The following is a 20,571-nucleotide window of genomic DNA, read 5'->3' as shown; positions in this document are numbered from 1 at the left end:
TCCATCTCGTGCGCGGACACAGCCCCCTCATCCGTCTCGCTCCGCGAGCCACCTTCTCCCACGAGGGGAGAAGGGCGATGAACGTCACCCTGATCGGTTACGGCTCGGGCAATGTGGCCTCGGTGCGGTTCGCGCTGGAGCGGCTGGGCGCGCGGGTGCGGATCACCGACGATCCGGCCGATGTGGCCGAGGCCGAGCGGATCATCCTGCCCGGCGTCGGCGCGGCCGGTTACGCCATGCAGCGGCTGAAGGCGCTGGATCTGGTCGAGCCGCTGCGGCGCTTCACGCGCCCCTTGCTGGGCGTCTGTCTGGGCCAGCAGTTGCTGTTCGAGACCAGCGCGGAGGACGGCGACGTCGACCTGCTGGGGCTGATCCCCGGCCGGGTCGAGGCCATCCTGCCCGCCCCGTCTCGCCCCTCGCCGCACATGGGGTGGAGCCGCCTGACGATCCGTCGCGACGACCCGCTTCTGGATGGGGTGAAGGACGGCGACTGGGCCTATTTCGTCCACGGCTTCGTCTGTCCCGACGGCCCGGCGACGCTGGCGGCCGCCGATTACGGCGCGCCTGTGCCCGCTGTGGTCAACAGCGCCAATCGCTGGGGCTGCCAGTTCCACCCGGAACGCTCGGCGGCCGCCGGGGCGCGTATCCTGAAGAACTTTCTGGAGCTGCCCGCGTGATCGTCTATCCCGCCATCGACCTGAAGGACGGCGTCTGCGTGCGGCTGATGCACGGGCGGTTTGATCAGGTGACCCGTTATGACGAGTCTCCGCCCGCACGTCTGGCCGCCTTTGCGGCCGAGGGCGCCCAGTGGGTTCACGTTGTCGATCTGGACGGCGCCGAGGCCGGGCGCGCCATGCAGCACGGCCTGATCGGAGAACTGGCGGCCAGCGTCGCGGTGAAGATCCAGTCGGGCGGCGGGGTGCGCTCTGAAGCCGATGTCGAGCGCCTGCTGGCGGCGGGCGTCAGCCGCGTCGTGGTCGGATCGCTGGCGGTGACGAAGCCGGACGAGGTGCTGGCCTGGCTGGACCGTTTCGGGTCCGAGCGCATCACCCTGGCGCTGGACGTGAAGTATGAGGACGGGGTTCCGGTCCCGGCGCTGAAGGGATGGACCCAGTCGGCAGGCGTCGATCTGTGGAGCGTGCTGGACCGCTATCCGTCCGATCTGCTGACCCATGTGCTGATGACGGATGTGGGCCGCGACGGCGCCCTGACCGGGCCGAACCTCGACCTGCTGGGCGAGGCGCGGGCGCGGCGGCCGGAGCTGAAGATACAGGCCTCGGGCGGTGTAGCGACGCTGGACGACCTGACCGCCGCGCGCGCCATCGGCTGCGACGGCGCCATTGTCGGGCGGGCCATCTATGAGGGTCGTTTCACCGTGGCCGAAGCGTTGAAGGCGATCCGATGACAGCCCGGCGCATCATCCCCTGCCTCGACGTGAAGGACGGCCGCGTGGTCAAGGGCGTACGGTTCGAGGGCCACGTCGACATGGGCGACGCCGCCGAACTGGCCGCGCGCTATCGCGATCAGGGCGCGGACGAACTGGTCTTCTATGACATCACAGCCAGCCCCGAGGGGCGGACGCTGGACTATGGCTGGGTGCAGGACATCGCCCGGCTGCTCGACATTCCCTTCTGCGTGGCGGGCGGCATCCGCACGGTGGAGCAGGCGGCGCGGTGCCTCGACCACGGAGCGGACAAGGTGTCGATCAACTCCCCCGCGCTGGAGCGGCCCGAACTGATCGGCGAGATGGCCGCGCGGCTAGGGCGACAGTGCGTCGTCGTCGGCGTCGACAGCGCCTTTCAGGACGGCGAATGGCGGGTGCACAAATACACCGGCGACCCGAATGCAAGGCGCGGCGCCGGGCGGCTGACCATGGAGTGGATCGTCGAGGCTCAGAGGTTGGGCGCAGGCGAGATCGTGCTGAACTGCATCGATCAGGACGGGGTGCGGCGCGGCTATGACCTGCACCAGTTGGCCGAAGCGCGGCGGCGGCTGACCATTCCGCTGGTGGCGTCCGGCGGCGCGGGCGCGGTGGAGCATTTCAGGGATGTGTTCCAGCAGGCCGACGTGTCGGGTGCGCTGGCGGCCAGCGGGTTTCACTCAGGCGCGATCGCGATCCCGGAACTCAAGCGTTACCTGAACGAGCAGGGCGTGGAGGTGAGGATATGATCTGGCCTCTCTCCCCCGCTCATCCCGGCGGACGCCGGGATCCAGTGCTTTGGCCGCAAGCGCAGACTTGCAGGCTTTCGGACGCATGATCTCCAACGCCGCGTCGCGTGGCTCTTACTGGATCCCGGCGTCCGCCGGGATGAGCGGGTTAGAATGATGCTCGACATCACCTCCATCGACTTCGCCAAAGGAAACGGCCTGATCCCCGCCGTGGTGCAGGACGCCGACACCCTGCAGGTGCTGACCCTCGCCTATATGGACGAGGCGGCGCTGCGCGAGACGCTGCACAGCGGACAGGCGACCTTCTTCTCGCGCTCGCGCGGCGGGCGGTGGAGGAAAGGCGAGACGTCGGGGGATTTCCTCAACGTCGTCTCGGTGACGCCCGACTGCGACGGCGACGCCGTGGTGGTGAAGGTGCGCCCGGTCGGCAACGCCTGCCATCTGAACCGCATCAGCTGCTTCGGCGACGAGGACGCGCCGGGCCTGGGCCGCATCGGGCGGCTGGAGCGCACCATCCATGTCCGCGCGCAGGCCGATCCCGACGACAGCTGGACCGCCCGCCTGATCGCCCAGGGGCCCAAACGCGCCGCGCAAAAGGTCGGCGAAGAGGGCGTCGAGACGGCTCTGGCCGGGGCGGCGGGAGATAATGCGGAACTCGCCAGCGAGGCGGCGGATTTGATCTATCACCTGCTGGTTCTTCTGCACGCGCGTGACATGATGTTCCAGGACGTGCTGGACGTTCTGGCCCGGAGGGCGGAACCGGCTACAGATCAAGGCTGACGGCCCGCTGTGCGGGTGGGCCTCGGACGAAGGAGACCTGGATGGCGGCGCTGATACTGTTCGGAGGCGGGGGCGACCTCGCCATGCGGATGCTGTTGCCGTCGCTGTATTTTCTGGATCACGACGGCCTGCTGCCGGACGGGCTGAAGATCATCGCCGCCGCCCGCACCGAAGAAACGACCGAGGCCTATCTGGAGAAGGCGCGCGCGGCGGTGCAGCCCCGCGCCGAGACCGACGACGCCTGGAGCGAGGCCGGCTGGCGCCGATTGACTGAGCGGCTGGAATACGTGGCCGTCGACGCCACCGACGCCGAAAGCCTGAAGCCGTTGAAGGCGCGCTGCGGCAAGGGCGCGATCACGGCCTTCCTGGCGGTGTCGCCGTCCCTCTACGGCCGCATCGTCACGGCCATGAAGGCGGCAGGCCTGGCCGAGAAGAACGACCGCATCGTGCTGGAGAAGCCGGTCGGGCGCGATCTGGAAAGCTTCCGCGAAATCGACGACGCCGTGGCCGACGCCTTTGACGAACGGCAGGTATTCCGCATCGACCACTACCTGGGCAAGGAGACGGTGCAGAACCTGATCGCCCTGCGCTTCGGCAACGCCATCTTCGAGCCTTTGTGGAACAATCTGACCATCGACCATGTGCAGATCACGGTCGGAGAAACGGTCGGTGTCGGCGACCGCTGGCCCTATTATGACGAGTACGGCGCCCTGCGCGACATGGTGCAGAACCATATGCTGCAACTGCTGTGCCTCGTGGCGATGGAGCCGCCCAGCGATCTGGACCCCGACTCGGTGCGCAATGAGAAGGTGAAGGTGCTGCGTTCCCTTCGCCCGATCATGGCCGAGGACGCCGAGCGCGTGACCGTGCGCGGCCAGTATACGGCCGGGGAGGTCGAGGGCCGCCCTGTCGACAGCTATGAGACCGAACGCGGCCAGCCGTCGGACACCGAAACCTTCGTCGCCATCCGCGCCGACATCGACAACTGGCGCTGGGCGGGCGTGCCCTTCTTCATGCGCACCGGCAAGCGGCTGGCCGAAAAGCGCACCGAGATCGTCATCCAGTTCAAGCCCGTGCCCCACTCCATCTTCGGCCACGGCGAGCGCGGCGACATCTATGACAACCGACTGGTGATCGAGCTCCAGCCGGACGAAGACATCTCCCTGTCGGTGATGAACAAGAAGCCGGGGCTGGAGCAGCGCATGCAGCTTCAACCGATCCGGATGAGCCTGTCGTGGGGGCAAGACGGCAAGGACGCCGCCCCGCCGCGCCGCCGCGTCGCCTATGAGCGGCTGCTGCTGGACGCCCTCAACGGCGACTCCACCCTGTTCGTGCGCCGGGACGAGGCCGAGCAGGCCTGGAAATGGGTCGATGAGGTAGCCGACGCCTGGTCGTGTCGCGAGTGCAAGCCGCTGGACTATGCGGCGGGCAGCTGGGGACCGGAGGCGGCCGACCTGCTGCTGTCGCGCACGGGACGGAAGTGGAACGTGCGATGAGAAACGCAAGCACTCTTCCTTCTCCCCTCGGGGGAGAAGGTGGCTCGCGGAGCGAGACGGATGAGGGGGCTGTGTCTAACCGCTCAACCTTTGATGTTGTGTCCGCATCCGGCGTCCCCCTCATCCGTCCTGCTCCGCAGGCCGCCTTCTCCCCCGAGGGGAGAAGGAGCGTGTCGGCATGATCCAGCCCCTTCCCACCCGCGAGGCCTGGGCCGAGGCGGCCGCCGACCGCTTGGCCGGAGCGCTGGCGGATGCGTTGGCCGCCGACGGCCGCGCCCTGTTCGCCGGGTCGGGCGGATCGACGCCCTCGCCCAGCTATGCGCGGTTGGCGCAGGCCGATCTCGACTGGGCCGAGGTCACCGCGACCTTGGTGGATGAGCGTTATGTGCCCGAAACGTCGCCGGACTCGAACGCGGCCTTGCTGAAACACACCCTGCTGACCGGCCCGGCCGCCGCCGCGCGGTTCATCCCCCTCTACAGCCCCGCCGTGACGGTGGATCGCGCCGCCGCCCTCGCCTCTCAGGCGCTGGACGCCGAGGGCCGCCCGCTGGACGCCGTCCTGCTGGGCATGGGCGAGGACGGGCATATCTGCTCCATGTTTCCGGGCAGTCCGACGCTGACCACCCTGCTGACGCCCAGCCTGAAACCCGCCGTCTACGGCGTGCCCGCCGGGCGCGACGGCGCGGCGCCGCCGCAGGAGCGGCTGACGCTCAACCTGCCGTGGCTGGTCTCGGCGCGGTGCGTGGTGCTGGCCCTGACCGGGGGCAGGAAGCGCGCCGTGTTCGAACGTGAGGCGGCGGGCGATCCGGCCGCCAGCCCCATCGCCGCCCTGATCGCGGCGAACGCCCCCCTTGAAGTGTTCTGGACGGAGGCCGACTGATGGCGCTCAATCCTGTGGTGGCCGAGGTCACCGCCCGCATCGTCGAACGCAGCCGCAAGACCCGCGCCGACTATCTGCGCCGCATGGATGCGGCGACGGGATCAGGGTCCGGGCGGGCCAAGCTGTCGTGCGCCAACTGGGCCCACGCCTTCGCCGGGCAGACGGTGACGGACAAGCTGACGGCCATGACGGGCGCCCAGCCGAACCTCGGCGTCGTCACCGCCTATAACGACATGCTGTCGGCGCATCAGCCGTTCGAGCGCTTTCCGGAGATCATCCGCAAGGCCGCGCGCGAGGTCGGCGCCACGGCCCAGGTGGCGGGAGGAACCCCGGCCATGTGCGACGGCGTCACGCAAGGGCGCCCCGGCATGGAGCTGAGTCTGTTCAGCCGCGACGTCATCGCCATGTCGACGGGGGTGGCCCTGACCCACGACGCCTTCGACGCCGCCCTGATGCTGGGAGTGTGCGACAAGATCGTGCCGGGGCTGTTCATGGGGGCGCTGGCGTTCGGCCATCTGCCCGTCGTCTTCGCCCCGGCCGGGCCGATGCCCAGCGGTCTTCCTAACGCCGAAAAGGCCCGCGTCCGCGCCGAATACGCCCAAGGCCTGATCGGCCGCGCCGAACTGCTGAAGAGCGAAATCGCCTCCTATCATTCGCCCGGAACCTGCACCTTCTACGGCACGGCCAATTCCAACCAGATGATGATGGAGATCGCCGGGCTGCACATGCCCTCGACCGCCTTCGTCCACCCGGACACCGGCCTGCGCGACGCCCTGACGGCGGCGGCGGCCAGGCGGGCGATCGAGCTGGCGCGCGAAGGACGCGGGCGCATGGCCGACGTCGTGTCGGAGAAGACCATCGTCAACATGATCGTCGCCCTGCTGGCCACCGGCGGCTCGACCAATCACGCCATCCATCTGGTCGCCATGGCGCGGGCGGCGGGGGTGTTGATCGACTGGACCGACATGGACCAGTTGTCGTCGGTCACGCCGCTGCTGGCGCGGGTCTATCCCAACGGTTCGGCCGATGTGAACGCCTTTCAGGCGGCGGGCGGGGTCGCCTTCGTCACCCGCGAACTGGTCGAAGCCGGAAACCTGCATCCCGACGTGACCACCATCATGGGCCAAGGGCTGGAATCTTATTTCAAGGAGCCCCGGCTGGAGGATGGCGCCCTGGTCTGGCGCGACACGGTGAGGGAGAGTCTGGACCTGACCATCCTGCGCCCGGCCTCGGACCCGTTCGACCGCGAGGGCGGCCTGCGGCTGGTGCAGGGCGATCTGGGCCGGGCGGTCATCAAGATCTCGGCGGTGAAGCCGCAGAACCGCATCGTCGAGGCCCCCGCCGCCGTGTTCGAGACGCAGGAGGACGCCCTGCAAGCCTTCAAGGACGGCAAGCTGAACCGCGACGTGGTGGTGGTGCTGCGCTTCCAGGGGCCGCGCGCCAACGGCATGCCCGAACTGCACAGCCTGTCGCCGGCTCTATCCGTGCTTCAGGACAAGGGCTTCAAGGTCGCCTTCGTCACCGACGGCCGTATGTCGGGCGCCAGCGGCAAGACGCCCGCCGCCATCCACGTCAGCCCCGAAGCGCTGGCGGGCGGCCCCCTGGCCCACGTGCGCGACGGCGACGTGATCCGGTTGGACCCGGAGGCGGGGGTGCTGACCACCGTGGGGATCGACGACCTGGGCGCGCGCCCGGCGGCGGTGCGGTCGCGCGCCCATGCCGAGGGCTCGTCCTGGGGCTATGGCCGTGAGCTGTTCGGCGCCTTCCGTCAGGCGGTGTCGACGGCGGAGGAAGGGGCCAGCGTCTGTTTCGCCGCCCCCATCGGCGCGAACGGCCACGACGACGGCCCGCCCGATCCCAACCTGGTCGACCGAGCCGTGGACGCCTGAAGGAGAACCGCATGACCGATCCCCTGCTTCTGGTCGGCGACGTCGGCGGCACCAACGCTCGCTTCGCCCTGGCTCGCATGATCGACGGCCGCCCCGTTCTGGAGCATTTCGAGAGCTTCCCCGCTGAGACTCACCCGACCTTTCTGGACGGCGTGAAGGCCTACCTCGACGGCTGTCCGGTCAAGCCGACGGGCGGCGTCATCGCCGTGGCCGGGCCGGTGACGGACGGCGCCATCGACCTGACCAACTCGCCCTGGCGCGTATCGGAGGGCGAGCTTCAGACGCTGGGACTGAACCCGATCCGACTGATCAACGATTTCGAAGCCCTGGCCTGGGGCGCGCCGGTCGTGCCCGAAGACGAACTGGCGTCCCTGGGCGGCCCGGCCCAAGGCGATCCGCACGCCGCCATCGCCCTGGTCGGACCGGGCACGGGCTTCGGCGTCTCCGCCCTGGCGCGCGACGCCCACGGCCGCGAGATGGCCCTGCCCAGCGAGGGCGGCCACGCCTGTTTCGCGCCTGGCGACGAAGTCGAGGATGAAATCCTGCGCATCCTGCGTCGCCGCTACGACCGCGTCTCCATCGAACGGCTGATCTGCGGGCCGGGCCTGCTGAACCTGCACCGCGCCCTGGCCGAGATCGACGGACGCGAGACCCATATCGACGATCCCGCCCAGATCACGGCTCAGGCGCTGGAGGATCCGAACAGCCCCTGCGGCGCCACCCTGGCCCGTTTCTGCGCCATGCTGGGCGCTGTCGCCGGGGACATCGCCCTGACCACCGGCGCGCGCGGCGGGGTCTATATCGCCGGCGGAATCGTACCGCGCATCCTGCCCTTCATCCAGGTCAGCCCCTTCCGTCGACGGTTCGAGCGCAAGGGTCGGTTTCAGGACTATATGGCCGCCATTCCGACCAAGGTGATCCTGCATAAGCACGCCGCCCTTCTGGGCGCCGCGCGCGTGGCCTTCGCCGAGGCGGGCTGAAAATGTGATCACAGGCGTGTGAACCGAATGTGATCCAGCGAGTTTCCTAGGCTCAACCATCTGGAGCACCATCATGCGCAAACTCGTTCTCGCCGCCGTCTCCGTCGCCGCCCTGACCGGCCTGGCCGCCTGCCAGAACCCGGTTGAGAAGGAGGCCGACGCCCGCGCCGACGCCGTCGAGGCTCAGGCCGATGTGACGGCGACCCAGCTTGAGAACCAGGCCGACGCCGCCCCGACCGCAGCCCAGGCCGACGCCCTGAACGCCCAGGCGGACGCCGTGGAGAAGAAGGCCGATGAAAAAGCCGACGCCATCAAGGCCGAGGCCGGCAACGCCGATGGCGGCATGACCACCTCGAACACGCCGCCGAAGTCCTAAGCGGACACCGCACAGAAGAAGGGCCCCGTCGCGATCGCGGCGGGGCCCTTTTCCATATCGCTTTGAAGGCGGTCAGACCTTGCCCTTCTCGAAGCCGGTCCAGCAGTCGTCGTAGTCCAGCTGCATCAACGGCGTCGCCTCTGCCCAGGCCGTGGTGCGGATCGGCATCCGCGTCTCGAACATGAAGGCCAGGGTGTTTTCGATCTTGTGCGGCTTGAGGTCCGCCTTCGTCGCGCCGTCCCAGCTGGCCTGATCCGGCCCGTGGCCGCTCATGCGGTTGTGCAGGCTGGCGCCGCCGGGGGCGAAGCCGCCCGCCTTGGCGTCGTACTCGCCGAAGATCAGCCCCATGAACTCGCTCATGACGTTGCGGTGGAACCACGGCGGACGGAAGGTATCCTCGGCCACCATCCAGCGCGGCGGGAAGATGACGAAGTCGCAGTTGGCCGTGCCCGGCGTGTCGCTGGGCGAGGTCAGGACCGTGAAGATCGACGGATCCGGGTGGTCGAAGCTGACCGTGCCGATGGTGTTGAACCGCGCCGTGTCATAGCGATAGGGGGCGTAGTTGCCGTGCCACGCCACGACGTCCAGCGGGCTGTGGTCGAAGGTCGTGGCCCACAGCAGGCCCCCGTATTTCTGCACGCACTCAGTCGGGCGATCCACGTCCTCGAAGGCGGCGACCGGCGTCTCGAAATCGCGCGGATTGGCCAGGCCGTTGGAGCCGATCGGTCCCAGGTCCGGCAGGCGGAAAGGCGCGCCGTAGTTCTCGCAGACATAACCGCGCACTTCAGCGCCGCTTGGGCCGTCGATATCGACGCGGAAGCGCACGCCGCGCGGGATGACGACCAAGTGGCCGGGCGCCGCTTCGATCACGCCCATCTCGGTGACGAAACGCAAAGCTCCCTGCTGCGGCACGATCAGCAGCTCGCCGTCGGCCGAATAGAAGACGCGGTCGACCATCGAGCGGTTGGCGACATAGAGGTGGACGCCCACGCCCGTCCCGGAATCGGCGTCGCCGTTGCCGCCATAGGTGGTCAGCCCCTCGACCCAGTCGGTCGGCTGGTCCGGCATGGTCAGCGGATCCCAGCGCATCCGGTTGGGATTGGGCGGCGTCTCGGTGAAGGGGCCGGAGCGCACGCGGCCTTGCGCGAACGGCTGATACGGCCCGTGCTGGGCCGAGGGCCGCAGGCGATACAGCCAGCTGCGCAGATTGTGGTCGCGCGGGGCGGTGAAGGCCGCGCCCGACAGCTGTTCGGCATAGAGGCCCAGCGCCGGTCGCTGCGGCGAGTTGCGGCCGACCGGCAGGGCGCCGTCCACCGCCTCGGTGGCGAAGTGGTTGGCGAAGCCTGTCTGATAGGCGGGCGCGTTGGATCGCGTCATGTCGTTTCTCCCTTGTCGGGAGGTGTAAGCGATCCTCGCCCAACCGTCACCCCGAGCCGCACGGCTTTGCCCTGGATCAAACGGGAAGCGTCAGAATCCTTGCGCGCGGGCCAGGCGTTCGGCGTGGAAGTGGGCGTCGCCGAGCAGCTCGTTCAGGACGCGGACGCGCTTCATGAACAGGCCGACGTCGAACTCGTCGGTCATGCCGACGCCGCCGTGCATCTGGACCGCCTCCTGCACCGCCAGTTCGGCGACGCGGCCGGCCTTGGCCTTGGCGATTCCGGCGGCCTGTTCGGCGTCGGAGCGGCCCGCGTCGAGGGCCTGAAGCGCGGCGAGCGTCGCCGCCTTAGCCAGTTCCAGCTCAGTGAACAGGTGGGCGGCGCGGTGCTGAAGGGCCTGAAACTCGCCGATCAGCTTGCCGAACTGTTTGCGGGTCTTGAGGTAATCCAGCGTCGTCCTGAACGCCTGATCGCCCGCCCCGACCAGCGACGAAGCGGCGCAGGCGCGGCCCAGCGTCAGGGCGGCGTCCAGCGGCCCCTGCCCTTCGCCCACAGCGCCGATGACGGCGTCGGCGTCGACCTGAACCTCGCTCAAGGTCACGCGGGCGGCGTTGTGGGCGTCGACCATGACGGTGCGCTCGACCGTCACGCCCGGCGTCGCCGGATCGATCAGGAACAGGGTCAGGCCGTCGTCGGCCCCCTCTTGCTGAATTCGCGCCGCCACGATCAGGGCGTCGGCGACATGGCCGTCCAGCACGAAGCCCTTGGCGCCGTTCAGCTTGAAGCCGTTGCCGGAGCGTTCGGCGCGCGTAGTGATTTTGGCCGGCGCGTGCTTCGGCCCTTCATCGACGGCGAGGCTGAGGATGGCCTCGCCCGCCGCGATCCTGCCCAGCCATTGCTTCTGCGCCTCCGAACCCGCCGCCTTCAGCACCGTCGCCGCCAGCACGGACGAGCCCATGAAGGGCGACGGCGTCAGGGTGCGGCCCAGACTTTCGGCGATGACGCCCGCCTCGACGGCGCCGAGGCCCGAGCCGCCGTCTTCCTCAGGGATGACGACGCCGGAAAAGCCCATCTCGCCGAACGCCCGCCACAGGTCGCGTGAGACGCCGTCAGCGTCGCGGCTGTCGCGCAACTGGCGCAGGTGGGCGATGGGCGCGCGTTCGCTCAGAAAGCCGTCGGCGGCGTCCTGCAGCAGGGTCTGCTCTTCGGTCAGGATCAGGGGCATGAACTCAGGCTCCCGGCAGTTGCAGCAGGTGTTTGGCGATGATGTTCAGCTGGACTTCGCTGGTGCCGCCCTCGATGGAGTTGGCCTTGGTGCGCAGCCAGTCGCGGGCGGCCTGACCGTCGTTCGAGCGCTCGCCTTCCCATTCCAGCGCGTCCGATCCGCCCGCCGCCATGGCCAGTTCGTGGCGGCGCTTGTTCAGTTCGGAGCCGTAGTATTTCAACATGGAGGCGATCGCCGGGTGGGCCTGCTTGGCCTTCATCTGATCGCCTGCCCGCTCCATCGCCAGACGGAAGGCGGCGGCGTCGATGTCATAGTCGGCGATGCGGGCGCGCAGGAGCGGCGCGTCCAGTCGCCCGGCCTCGTCCAGCCCCAGATGATCGGCCGCGACCTGCCCCAGCGGGCGGCCGACGCCGGTGTCGCCCATGGCGCCGATCATGGTCCGCTCATGCGCCAGCAGGGCCTTGGCCACGTCCCAGCCGCGGTTCAGCGCGCCGATCAGATTCTCTTTCTCGACCCGCACATCGTCGAAGAAGGTCTCGCAGAAGGGCGACTTGCCGCTGATGAGCGTGATCGGCCGCGTCGTCACGCCCGGCGTCGCCATGTCGAACAGGACGAAGCTGATGCCCAGATGCTTGGGCGCCTCGGGGTCGGTGCGGACCAGGCAGAAGATCCAGTCGGCCTTGTCGGCGTAGGAGGTCCAGATCTTCTGGCCGTTGACGATCCAGTGGTCGCCCTGATCGACAGCGCGGGTCTGGATCGAGGCGAGATCGGAACCCGCGCCCGGCTCGGAATAGCCCTGACACCAGCGGATTTCACCGCGCACGATGGGCGGCAGGAAGCGCTGCTTCTGTTCTTCCGTGCCGAAGGCCAGAAGGGCCGGGCCCAGCATCCAGACGCCGAAGCTGTAGAGCGCCGGATGGGCCTTGATGCGGCGCAGCTCGGCGGCCAGCACCTTGGCCTCTTCCCGATTCAGCCCGCCGCCGCCGTATTCGCGCGGCCATTCCGGCGCGGTCCAGCCGCGTTCGGCCATGCGGTCCAGCCAGACCTTGTGCGCAGGGGTCGGATAGACGGCGTTGCGCCCGCCCCAGACCATGTCCGCCTCAAGCGGCGGCGCGCCGCGACACTCCGGCGGGCAGTTCGCCTCCAGCCAGGCGCGCGTTTGCGCGCGGAACGTCTCCAGATCGGCCATGGCCGCCCTCCCTCGCGTTCTTGCTTGGAGAGGACGCTAGCCGGTCCTTTTTGAAAACGGAACAGGGTTTCTCCCTCCCCTTCATGGGGAGGGTGGCTGAGGCCGTCAGGCCGAAGTCGGGTGGGGCGGCGAGGCTGTTCAGGCGCGGGGGCCGATGAGGGGCGGAGGGAATCACAGTGCGCTCAGGATCACCAAGCCCACCCCACCCGGTCGCTGCGCGACCACCCTCCCCATGAAGGGGAGGGAGAAAGAGTGCGTCTTACTTCTTCGACGGCAGGAAGGGCGAGAAGGTGATGACGGTAAAGGTGTCGCGGATGTGCGGGCGCGTCTGGACCTGCTTGGTTACGAACGTCCCGATGTCGGCGTCCTTGGGCAGTTGGAACTTGGCCAGCAGGTCATGCTGGCCCGACGTCGAATAGACCTCGCTCACATTCTCGACATTATCGACCAGATCGGCCGCAACATCGTTGGCGTAGCCCAACTCGCATTTGATGAAGACGAAAATGGCGGTCATCATGGCCTTCAAGCCTCCCGTTCAAGCGGAGGTCTCTAGCGGATGGAGACGACATGGGTAAGGCTTTGTCGCCCGAGGCGACGCAGATGGAACGGGCCGCGGCCTATGAGGCGGCCTATAACAACCGCGCCCGCGTGCCGGGCCACCCCGCCATTCTGGACCGCTGGCGCAAGGATTCGCTGCGGGTGATCGACGCCCGCCGCCCTGAAACCCTCGAATACGGCCCGTCCGAGCGCCAGAAGATGGAATGGTTCGACGCCGGGCCCGGCGCGCCGGTCGCCGTCTTCATGCACGGCGGCTATTGGCAGGCGCTGGACCGGGGCTGGTTCGCCTGGGTGGCGCCCGCTCTGCTGGACCACGGAATCAGCGTCGCCGTGCCGGGCTATGACCTGGCGCCGGGCGTCCCGGTCGGCAAGATCATCAGCCAGATGCGCGAGGCGACGGAGTTCGTCCGCGCCCGCAGCGGCAAGCGGCCGCTGGTGTTCGGCCATTCGGTCGGCGGCCATATGGCGGCGGGGATGCTGTCCGAAGGCCGGGCGCGCGCGGCGCTGGCGATCTCGGGCGTGTTCGACCTGGAGCCGCTGGTCCATACCTCGCTGAACGAGGCGCTGGGACTGGACGCGCCGGTCGCGCGCGCCCTGTCGCCGATCCACTGGCCCGCGCCGAACGGGGCGACGCCCGGCGGCACCGCGCTCGATTGCTGGGTGGGCGGAAACGAAAGCAATGAATTCGTGCGCCAGAGCCGCGAGATGGCCGCCGCCTGGGGCGGCAAGGGCGCCGACACCCATGTCGAGATCGTCGAGGGGGCCGACCATTTCACCGTGCTGGACTCGCTGGCCGATCCCGACAGCGCCATGGTGAAGCGGTTGGTGGAGCTGGCCACCGCCGAATAGGCTTCGCCCCTCAGAGTGAAGGAGTTCCCATGCGCCACGACCGCCTCAGCGTGTTCACCGCCCTTGAAACCCAGGGCGTAGTGCCGGTCTTCTATCACCCCGATTTCGAGGTCTGCGCCGAGGTGATCCGGGCCTGCGCGCGTGGCGGCGCCAAGGCGATCGAGTTCACCAATCGCGGCGACTTCGCCTGGGAGACCTTCACCGCCCTGTCAAAAGAGTTCGCGCGCACCGACCCCGACATCATCATGGGCGTCGGCTCGATTCTGGATGCGCCGACGGCGGCCCTCTATCTGGCGTCGGGCGCGCGCTTCGTCATCAGCCCCTGCCTGGTCCCAGAGGTCGCCAAGGTCTGCAACCGTCGCCAGGTGGCCTATTCGCCTGGCTGCGGCTCGGTGCGCGACATCTCCGAAGCGCAGGAACTGGGCTGCGAGATCGTCAAACTGTTCCCCGGCGCCTCGGTCGGCGGGCCGGACTTCGTCAAGGCGGTGCTGGGGCCGATGCCCTGGAGCAAGATCATGCCGACCGGTGGCGTCGACCCGGACGAAGTCTCCATCGCCAAATGGTTCGGCGCCGGCATCGTGGCGACCGGCATGGGCTCGAAACTGATCACCGACGCCGCCATTCAGGCGAAAGACTGGGCCGGCATCGAGGCCAAGGTGCGCCAGACCGTCGAGGCGATCGCGGCGTTCAGAAAGAAGTAGAAACGGCTCTCCCTCCCCTTCATGGGGAGGGTGGCTGAGGCCGTCAGGCCGACCCGAAGGGCGGCGCGGAGCAGCCAAGTCGGGTGGGGGCGGTCGGGTCATTCAGGCACCGAGGTCAGGATCGCCTCGCCCACAAAAAAGACCCCGCCGTTTCCAGCGGGGCCTCTTCATATTCAGATGCAGACGCCAATCAGGCGGCGGCTTCGCCCTTGGCGGCCAGCTTGGCCTGGTGGGCGGCCATGCCGGCGGCGATCAGTTCGGCGGCTTCGCCGGCGTCGCCCCAACCGTTGACCGTGACCGACTTGCCCTTCTCCAGATCCTTGTAGCGGGTGAAGAAGTGCTCGATTTGCTCGATCAGGATGGCGGGCAGCTGACGGTAGCTGGAAACCTCGGTGTAGTAGGGGTTCAGCTTGTCGACCGGCACGGCCAGGATCTTTTCGTCGCCGCCGGCCTCGTCGACCATCTTCAGCACGCCGATCGGGCGCGAGCGGATGACGCAGCCCGGCACCACCGGCGTCGGGTTCAGCACGATGACGTCGCAGGGGTCGCCGTCGTCCGACAGGGTGTGCGGCACAAAGCCGTAGTTGCCCGGATAGTACATGGCGGTGTGCAGGAAGCGGTCGACGAACAGGGCGCCCGATTCCTTGTCCATCTCATACTTCACCGGCAGGCCGCCCTGCGGGATCTCGATGATGACGTTGATGTCCCACGGCGCGTTGGGGCCGACCGGGATGGCGTCGATGTTCATGATACGCTCTTGTTGCAGGTGCGAACGGGGAGAATTGACGCGCGTGATAAGCTTTGCGCGGCTTTACGGCAAGCGTCGCGGCGATCACGCTTGCCTTGCGCGGGCCGACGTGGCGTCAATCAGGCATGAGTCTGTTCGATTGGATCGCCCTGTTCGTCTTTGTCGTCGCCTGGCTGGGCTACGGCCCGCTGATCCGCCTGGTGGCGCGACGCAGCGGCTCCCTCAACATGGACATGCTGTCGGTGCGCGACGCCTGGATGCGCGCCATGACCCATCGCGAGATGCGGCTGATCGACAGCCAGCTGATGGGTCATTCGATCAACTCCGCCTCCTTCTTCGCCTCGACCAATCTGCTGCTGATCGCCGCCGTAGCGGGCGTGCTGTTCGGCGGCGAGGCGGCCATGCGCGGTTTCGCCGCCGTCGGCGCCGAACCCGTCGCCCCGCGCCTGATGGAAGCCAAGCTGGCCGTGGTGCTGCTGTGCCTCGCCCGCGGCTTCCTCGACTTCATCTGGGCGCTGCGCCAGTTGAACTACACCGTCGCCCTGATCGGCGCCGCGCCCGAAATCCATGAAGAGGCCGACCGCGTCGCCTATGGCCGCGCCGTGGCGCGCGTGCTGAACCCCGCCCTGACCAGTTTCAACCAGGGCGTTCGCGGCTACTATTTCGCCCTGGCGGCCGCCGCCTGGCTGTTCGGACCGCTGTGGCTGATGCTGGGGGCCGTGTCGGTGTTCGCCCTCCTGGCCTGGCGTCAGCTCGCATCGCCCGCCGCCGGCGCCATCCGGCAGGCGCGCCGCCTGCTTGAACGGGGCTGACGATCTCGCAACTGCGAAATCAACGGCACGCGCCGCATTTCAGGATCATGGGATTGAGCGGCAAACTCGGTAACATCCCGTGATTGTATAAGATTGAATCGAGACTTGTATTTTTGTGCGCTGCAAACTAACTTGGTTTTCGACGCTTTCGAGCGTCTTGCCCTTCCTGGGCGTTTCCTCCCTATAGACTTTCAAAGCCGCGCCGTTTGGCGCGGCTCTTTTTTTGCCTCGAGCGCAGCCGTCAGGCGCGCCAGTCGACGCAAAGCTCGGCGATCACCCGACGCAGGGCCGAGCGGCAGCGCTTCCATCCCGGCGACGGCGCCCAGGCCGCCTCGTCCCAGTACAGGCCCCGGCTCAGTTCGATCTGCACCGCCTGAAACCCGTCCTCCGGCCGCCCCCAGATCTGGGTCGCATAGCCGCCCGCATAGGGCCGGTTCAGCCCGACCGTCAGCCCCTGCGCCTCGAACAGCCGCCGCAGACGCCGCGTCAGCAGCGCCTCGCAACTGGTCCCATGCCGGTCCCCCAGCACCACGTCCACGACCCCGTTCGTCGCCCGTGCGGGCATGGAGTGCCAATCGATCAGCACCGCCCGCCCGAACTCGGCCCGCGCCGCCTGCATCATCTCCGCCAGGGCCGCATGATAGGGGGCGTGCACCCGCGCCACCCGCGCCTCGGCCTCGCTTCGCGTCAGCCGACGCCCATAGAGCGGCGTCCCGTCCCCCGCCAGCCGCGCCACCACGCCATAGCCGGCCTGAGCCTTGGCGCTGGCGCGCGGCGCGACCGCATCGACGATCAGGGCCGGATCCCACTCGTCCGGCGCCCGGTTCAGATCGACATAGGCCCGGCCGATACGCGCGGCGATCAGGCTCGCCCCCTCTCCTGGCCCGCAGTCGATCAACTGATCCACCGCCGCGTCTTCGGCGCTGCGGACCGCCCGCGCCGAAGCCGTCGCCCCCATGTCATCGGGATAGAGATCACCCGAATGCGGCGAGGCGAACACCAGGGGCGTCGCCCGCCCGGCGTCCGCCGGAACGATCCAGAAGGGCGACTGAGGCGCATCCATGCCTTCGCCATAGCCTGCTTCGCAGCGGAAGGCGCGCCCCGATGCCGCGCTGCCCCGTTCGTCTTCATCGCCGGTTTACCCGGTCGGGCCTAGGCTGGCCGCCAATTCCCCAACGGTTTCGATACGATCATGGCGCGCATTCTTCTGGCCGAAGACGACAATTCTCTTCGCGGCTTCCTGACCCGCGCCCTTGAGCGGGCCGATCATGAGGTCGTGGCCTGCGAGAACGGCGACGACGCCATCGACGCCCTGGACCAGGGCCCCTACGACCTGCTGCTGACCGACATCGTCATGCCGGGCGCCGACGGCATCGAGGTCGCCCGCGTCGCCGCCGCCCGCCAGCCGGGCCTGCGCATCATGTTCATCACCGGCTTCGCCGCCGTCGCCCTCAGCGCCGCCCAGGCCTCGCCCCAGGCCAAGGTTCTGTCCAAACCCGTCCACCTGCGCGACCTAGTGAACGAGGTCGAACGCATGATCGCGGCCTAACCAAAAGAAAAGTCGAAGAAAGGCGTCAAAGCCCCTTGCAGGCCCCGCAAACTGCGGGTTATAGACGCCGCCTTCCCGCCCACCGACACATCAGTCGGCCGGGCCGCAGAACAGGCGGACGCGTAGCTCAGCGGGAGAGCACTACGTTGACATCGTAGGGGTCACAGGTTCAATCCCTGTCGCGTCCACCATTCTCTTTCCTAGGTTTTTTGGAACTGCTCCTCTTTCGGGAGAGTGCGCCGCCCAGGAAACGCCCAGGAAACGCTCCCCGCCCAGGTCATCGCCGACCAATCGCTGAGCGCGCCTCCTCCATGTAGTTCGGGCTGTGGTGCCCATAGACCCTGGTGATCAGGCCCTCGCTGGTGCCGGTGAAGCCGGCGACCTGCCAGGTGGGAACGCCCTTCTGAAGCAGCCAGGTGATGCAGGTGTGCTTCAGCGTGTGGGGCGTCACGTCCGCTCCCAGACCTGCTCGCTCCTTGGCGCTTTCAAAGCCGCTGCGCTGACGCTGGATGATCTCCCCATCGTATTCGCAGGGGCCGTGGATCGTCAGTCTGCGCCACCGCCGCAGATGAGGCATCAGCCGATGCGGGATCGGACAGGGCGGCCGACGCTTCCGCGTTTCCCGCTCCGCCGTGCCCCGACGATGGATGGTTTCCGTGACCAGATCGACCGAACCTGCCGTCGGGTTCCGCGTCCAGCGCAAGGCCAGCACGGCCGAATGGCGCGTCGCCGTATAAAGAGCGATCAGGATGAAACGGGCCACGTGATAGTTGGGCTCGGCGACACGACGCCACCCTTTGACGCCGCCCTGATCGTCAACGCCGACAGCCTCATACCCCAACGCCCCGCGTAGAAGTCGCGCCGCTTCCATCCGCGTGAGCCAGCGCTCATTGGGCTGTCCCGCGTCCGGCTTCGCGATCGGGATGGGCCGATCCAGTTTTCCATGCCGATGAAGCAGGTTCAGCGCGGCCGCCAAGGTCTCGAGTTCACGCCGGGCGGTGGCCTCCACCACCGGTCTGCGCCCATGGGCGCCGCCGGTTCTTGCCTTCACGTACTTCCGGCAGGCATCGATGTTGATCGCGTCGCAAGTCAGGTCTCCCAACCCCTCCAGCAGACGGTCGACATGATAGGGCTCCGGACCGGAATGATCGTCCCGCAGAGATTCCAGATAGTAGGTCAGCGCGTCTGCGACGGCGACCTTGGACGGATGGCCATCGCCGAAATCAGGCCGGTGCTTGTCGGCTAGATAGCGGCCGAACGCTTCTTCAGCGCCTCGCTGGTCTGACTCGCCAAAGCCCGTGCCGATTTCACGTCCACGGTCGAGGATGACATAGCGGGCCTCACGGCCCTTTCGTTCGCGCAGATAGAGGCGCGGGGGTTGGGCGGGACGCGGCACAATTCCCTCATCGCTTCGATGGCGGCCAGAGTGGTGAAATCCTTGTTGCCGATCCGCTCGATGACCAGGCGCCCCCGGCTGGCCTCCAGCCGCAGGGTGCGCACCGAGACGGAGCCGTCAGGAAAGGCGAGACGCGCCGCCACAGTCAGGCGAAGCGGGGTCGAAGACGTGATGGCGTCAGACCTGCGGTCGTGAAGATAACGCTCTACATGGGGCAAAACAGCGAACTCGATCGTCAAAGACGACAATCGCTAGAGGCGACCGGCAGGATACCGGGACAGACACCCCGGCGGGCGTCATTTGTCGTCGCCGTTTATATATACCGAACAGCGTTCCGATCGCAACAAGAAAAATCAGTTATCTTATTGTTTTTGTTAAGAAATGATATGCGTATAGCAGCAGGTCACGTTCTTTAGAGCCTCCACGCGCGCTGCGACATTAGAAGCCGTCCCATTTACGAGCGCGCGATCTCTTACACATCAGGCCGTTGTAGGCGTCGGCCAAATTCTGGGAATTTGACCGTTTGTCGTTCAGACAGACTATCTAAATCTCTGCGGAGCTCATCGACCCGCACCTCGGTCACACGAAGCCGCAAATGTATCCATCGACCGAACCACGCTAAGGCGGCCAGACACATAACAACCACAGCTTCCATCACGCCCTCCCAATTTGGTCACTATAATGACTGGATGAAGGTGAAGATTTCCTTGCGCTTGGGGCAATGCGAATGGCCCAAGTTCTTGGCGAAAATGTAAGGCGTATCCGGCGTGAGCGGGAAATGACTCTGGAAACGCTCGCTCATGAGGTCGGGCTGGCCTACAGCTACCTGGGGCAGTTGGAGCGCGGACAAAGGAACCCGACGCTGGGCGTCATAGAGCGAATCGCAGAGGTCCTGAATGTTGATCCACTTGATCTTCTAACTGGTCGGTGAGCGGTTACAGGTGAGAGGCAACATATAGATTCACTCTGCTAATCCACTCTGATTGGTCTTGATCTGGACCGCGCCTCTTCTATTTTTTCTGCAACCACTCCGCAGAAACAAACGCCCTGTCTAAAAAGATCGCCACCTTCTCCCATTCGGCCCCCGCACGACCGCCTTGCGCGGCCTTCCGGCGCACCTCCGCCAGAAGTTCCTCCCGTTCGATATAGGCCGCGATCTTTTCCAGATCAGGTCGACGCGGCGGGAGCGCCGACTGAGCGCGCTCTCTGGCCTGCTCCTGCGTACAGGCGCCCTTGAGGCGATTGGCCCGGTCGCTGATCACGCGAACATTCCCGCGTACATAGCCTTGGGCAGGCCTAACGCGGTCCAGCGAAGGCGATCCGCTCGACCGTTCGGAACCTGCCGCCAGCGGCACACCAAGCACAGGGCAAACCGGCGGCACCACCACATCGCGACGGTGCAGATTGAACGGCAGGCCCAGGCGCGCCGCCCTTTCCCGCGCCCGTTCCAGCAAGGCCGCCACCGGATCGCGGCGACGTCGCTGTCGCATGTAGGCGCTCATATAGAGGGCGTTGCAGCGCCGACATTTCGCGCGCTTCAAATGCGCCCCATGAATGGGACAATTCAATTCGAATTGGTTCTTCATGGACAGATAAGA

The 20,571-nt window shown here is 67.4% G+C and carries 22 protein-coding genes and 1 tRNA gene; 15 read left to right on the top strand and 8 right to left on the bottom strand.

All coding sequences use genetic code 11. The features are described from left to right. The first annotated feature begins 77 nt into the window (after positions 1 to 77). The 9 genes from hisH to ABC419_RS04070 all read left to right on the top strand — a co-directional run bounded on the left by hisH (position 78) and on the right by ABC419_RS04070 (position 8,570). Positions 78 to 677, top strand: a complete 600-nt coding sequence (hisH, locus tag ABC419_RS04110) for an imidazole glycerol phosphate synthase subunit HisH (protein WP_412876269.1) — start codon at positions 78 to 80, stop codon at positions 675 to 677. Continuing rightward, entirely contained in the window at positions 674 to 1,405 is a 732-nt protein-coding gene (hisA, locus tag ABC419_RS04105; protein ID WP_412876270.1) for a 1-(5-phosphoribosyl)-5-[(5-phosphoribosylamino)methylideneamino]imidazole-4-carboxamide isomerase, read from the top strand. The genes hisH and hisA overlap by 4 nt, the downstream gene beginning before the upstream one ends. Then, positions 1,402 to 2,169 carry an imidazole glycerol phosphate synthase subunit HisF gene (hisF, locus tag ABC419_RS04100; RefSeq protein WP_412876271.1) on the top strand — a complete coding sequence of 256 codons (768 nt, stop codon included), beginning with the start codon at positions 1,402 to 1,404 and terminating at the stop codon, positions 2,167 to 2,169. The genes hisA and hisF overlap by 4 nt, the downstream gene beginning before the upstream one ends. Before the next feature lie 156 nt (positions 2,170 to 2,325). After that, complete coding sequence (hisIE, locus tag ABC419_RS04095; RefSeq protein ID WP_412877972.1) at positions 2,326 to 2,949, top strand: bifunctional phosphoribosyl-AMP cyclohydrolase/phosphoribosyl-ATP diphosphatase HisIE; 624 nt, start codon at positions 2,326 to 2,328, stop codon at positions 2,947 to 2,949. A gap of 41 nt (positions 2,950 to 2,990) precedes the next feature. Continuing rightward, positions 2,991 to 4,445: a glucose-6-phosphate dehydrogenase gene (gene zwf / locus ABC419_RS04090; RefSeq protein WP_412876272.1), complete on the top strand. Its 1,455-nt coding sequence runs from the start codon at positions 2,991 to 2,993 to the stop codon at positions 4,443 to 4,445. A gap of 178 nt (positions 4,446 to 4,623) precedes the next feature. Beyond that, positions 4,624 to 5,325, top strand: coding sequence for a 6-phosphogluconolactonase (gene pgl / locus ABC419_RS04085; protein WP_412876273.1), 702 nt, complete (start codon positions 4,624 to 4,626; stop codon positions 5,323 to 5,325). Continuing rightward, positions 5,325 to 7,214, top strand: a complete 1,890-nt coding sequence (edd, locus tag ABC419_RS04080; RefSeq protein ID WP_412876274.1) for a phosphogluconate dehydratase — start codon at positions 5,325 to 5,327, stop codon at positions 7,212 to 7,214. The genes pgl and edd overlap by 1 nt, the downstream gene beginning before the upstream one ends. An 11-nt stretch (positions 7,215 to 7,225) precedes the next feature. Beyond that, complete coding sequence (gene glk / locus ABC419_RS04075) at positions 7,226 to 8,194, top strand: glucokinase (RefSeq protein WP_412876275.1); 969 nt, start codon at positions 7,226 to 7,228, stop codon at positions 8,192 to 8,194. A 73-nt stretch (positions 8,195 to 8,267) separates the two neighbouring features. Next, positions 8,268 to 8,570: a hypothetical protein gene (locus ABC419_RS04070; protein ID WP_412876276.1), complete on the top strand. Its 303-nt coding sequence runs from the start codon at positions 8,268 to 8,270 to the stop codon at positions 8,568 to 8,570. A gap of 72 nt (positions 8,571 to 8,642) precedes the next feature. Here the strand turns inward: ABC419_RS04070 and hmgA are convergent, their stop codons facing one another. The 4 genes from hmgA to ABC419_RS04050 form a co-directional block, all read right to left on the bottom strand. Continuing rightward, the gene (gene hmgA, locus ABC419_RS04065; RefSeq protein WP_412876277.1) at positions 8,643 to 9,947 is read right to left on the bottom strand and encodes a homogentisate 1,2-dioxygenase; all 1,305 of its coding nucleotides are present in this window, start codon (positions 9,945 to 9,947) and stop codon (positions 8,643 to 8,645) included. Positions 9,948 to 10,037: 90 nt separating this feature from the next. Then, the gene (locus ABC419_RS04060; RefSeq protein WP_412876278.1) at positions 10,038 to 11,171 is read right to left on the bottom strand and encodes an acyl-CoA dehydrogenase family protein; all 1,134 of its coding nucleotides are present in this window, start codon (positions 11,169 to 11,171) and stop codon (positions 10,038 to 10,040) included. Between the two features lie 4 nt (positions 11,172 to 11,175). Beyond that, positions 11,176 to 12,360, bottom strand: coding sequence for an acyl-CoA dehydrogenase family protein (locus ABC419_RS04055; RefSeq protein ID WP_412876279.1), 1,185 nt, complete (start codon positions 12,358 to 12,360; stop codon positions 11,176 to 11,178). Between the two features lie 259 nt (positions 12,361 to 12,619). Next, positions 12,620 to 12,877 carry an Lrp/AsnC ligand binding domain-containing protein gene (locus tag ABC419_RS04050; RefSeq protein ID WP_040347054.1) on the bottom strand — a complete coding sequence of 86 codons (258 nt, stop codon included), beginning with the start codon at positions 12,875 to 12,877 and terminating at the stop codon, positions 12,620 to 12,622. A gap of 50 nt (positions 12,878 to 12,927) precedes the next feature. Between ABC419_RS04050 and ABC419_RS04045 the strand changes: the two genes are divergently transcribed. Then, positions 12,928 to 13,767, top strand: coding sequence for an alpha/beta hydrolase (locus ABC419_RS04045; RefSeq protein ID WP_412876280.1), 840 nt, complete (start codon positions 12,928 to 12,930; stop codon positions 13,765 to 13,767). Between the two features lie 29 nt (positions 13,768 to 13,796). After that, the gene (locus tag ABC419_RS04040; RefSeq protein ID WP_412876281.1) at positions 13,797 to 14,468 is read left to right on the top strand and encodes a bifunctional 4-hydroxy-2-oxoglutarate aldolase/2-dehydro-3-deoxy-phosphogluconate aldolase; all 672 of its coding nucleotides are present in this window, start codon (positions 13,797 to 13,799) and stop codon (positions 14,466 to 14,468) included. Positions 14,469 to 14,658: 190 nt separating this feature from the next. Here ABC419_RS04040 and ppa read toward each other — a convergent pair whose 3' ends face one another. Beyond that, entirely contained in the window at positions 14,659 to 15,216 is a 558-nt protein-coding gene (gene ppa / locus ABC419_RS04035) for an inorganic diphosphatase (protein ID WP_125902163.1), read from the bottom strand. 125 nt (positions 15,217 to 15,341) lie between these two features. Here ppa and ABC419_RS04030 point away from each other — a divergent pair, with 125 nt between their 5' ends. Then, positions 15,342 to 16,028, top strand: a complete 687-nt coding sequence (locus ABC419_RS04030; protein ID WP_125902162.1) for a DUF599 domain-containing protein — start codon at positions 15,342 to 15,344, stop codon at positions 16,026 to 16,028. A gap of 241 nt (positions 16,029 to 16,269) precedes the next feature. Here the strand turns inward: ABC419_RS04030 and ABC419_RS04025 are convergent, their stop codons facing one another. After that, positions 16,270 to 17,091 carry an N-formylglutamate amidohydrolase gene (locus ABC419_RS04025; RefSeq protein ID WP_412876282.1) on the bottom strand — a complete coding sequence of 274 codons (822 nt, stop codon included), beginning with the start codon at positions 17,089 to 17,091 and terminating at the stop codon, positions 16,270 to 16,272. Between the two features lie 129 nt (positions 17,092 to 17,220). On the opposite strand from ABC419_RS04025, the gene cpdR reads away from it, so the two are divergent. Both cpdR and ABC419_RS04015 read left to right on the top strand, forming a co-directional pair. Beyond that, positions 17,221 to 17,577 (top strand): cell cycle two-component system response regulator CpdR, encoded by a 357-nt coding sequence (gene cpdR / locus ABC419_RS04020; RefSeq protein WP_003166166.1) that lies wholly within the window; start codon positions 17,221 to 17,223, stop codon positions 17,575 to 17,577. Positions 17,578 to 17,693: 116 nt separating this feature from the next. Next, a tRNA-Val gene (locus ABC419_RS04015) sits at positions 17,694 to 17,768 on the top strand. 86 nt (positions 17,769 to 17,854) lie between these two features. Here ABC419_RS04015 and ABC419_RS04010 read toward each other — a convergent pair. Next, positions 17,855 to 18,973: a tyrosine-type recombinase/integrase gene (locus ABC419_RS04010; RefSeq protein WP_412876283.1), complete on the bottom strand. Its 1,119-nt coding sequence runs from the start codon at positions 18,971 to 18,973 to the stop codon at positions 17,855 to 17,857. 721 nt (positions 18,974 to 19,694) lie between these two features. On the opposite strand from ABC419_RS04010, the gene ABC419_RS04005 reads away from it, so the two are divergent. Beyond that, positions 19,695 to 19,904 (top strand): helix-turn-helix domain-containing protein, encoded by a 210-nt coding sequence (locus ABC419_RS04005; RefSeq protein ID WP_200215585.1) that lies wholly within the window; start codon positions 19,695 to 19,697, stop codon positions 19,902 to 19,904. Positions 19,905 to 19,983: 79 nt separating this feature from the next. Here the strand turns inward: ABC419_RS04005 and ABC419_RS04000 are convergent, their stop codons facing one another. Continuing rightward, positions 19,984 to 20,559 carry a hypothetical protein gene (locus ABC419_RS04000; protein WP_412876284.1) on the bottom strand — a complete coding sequence of 192 codons (576 nt, stop codon included), beginning with the start codon at positions 20,557 to 20,559 and terminating at the stop codon, positions 19,984 to 19,986. Positions 20,560 to 20,571 lie beyond the last annotated feature (12 nt).

The sequence above is a fragment of the Brevundimonas phoenicis genome, from assembly GCF_047237745.1.
GTDB lineage: Bacteria > Pseudomonadota > Alphaproteobacteria > Caulobacterales > Caulobacteraceae > Brevundimonas.
The sequence above is the reverse complement of the archived record's forward strand: the minus strand, read 5'-3'. Positions and strand labels throughout refer to the sequence as shown.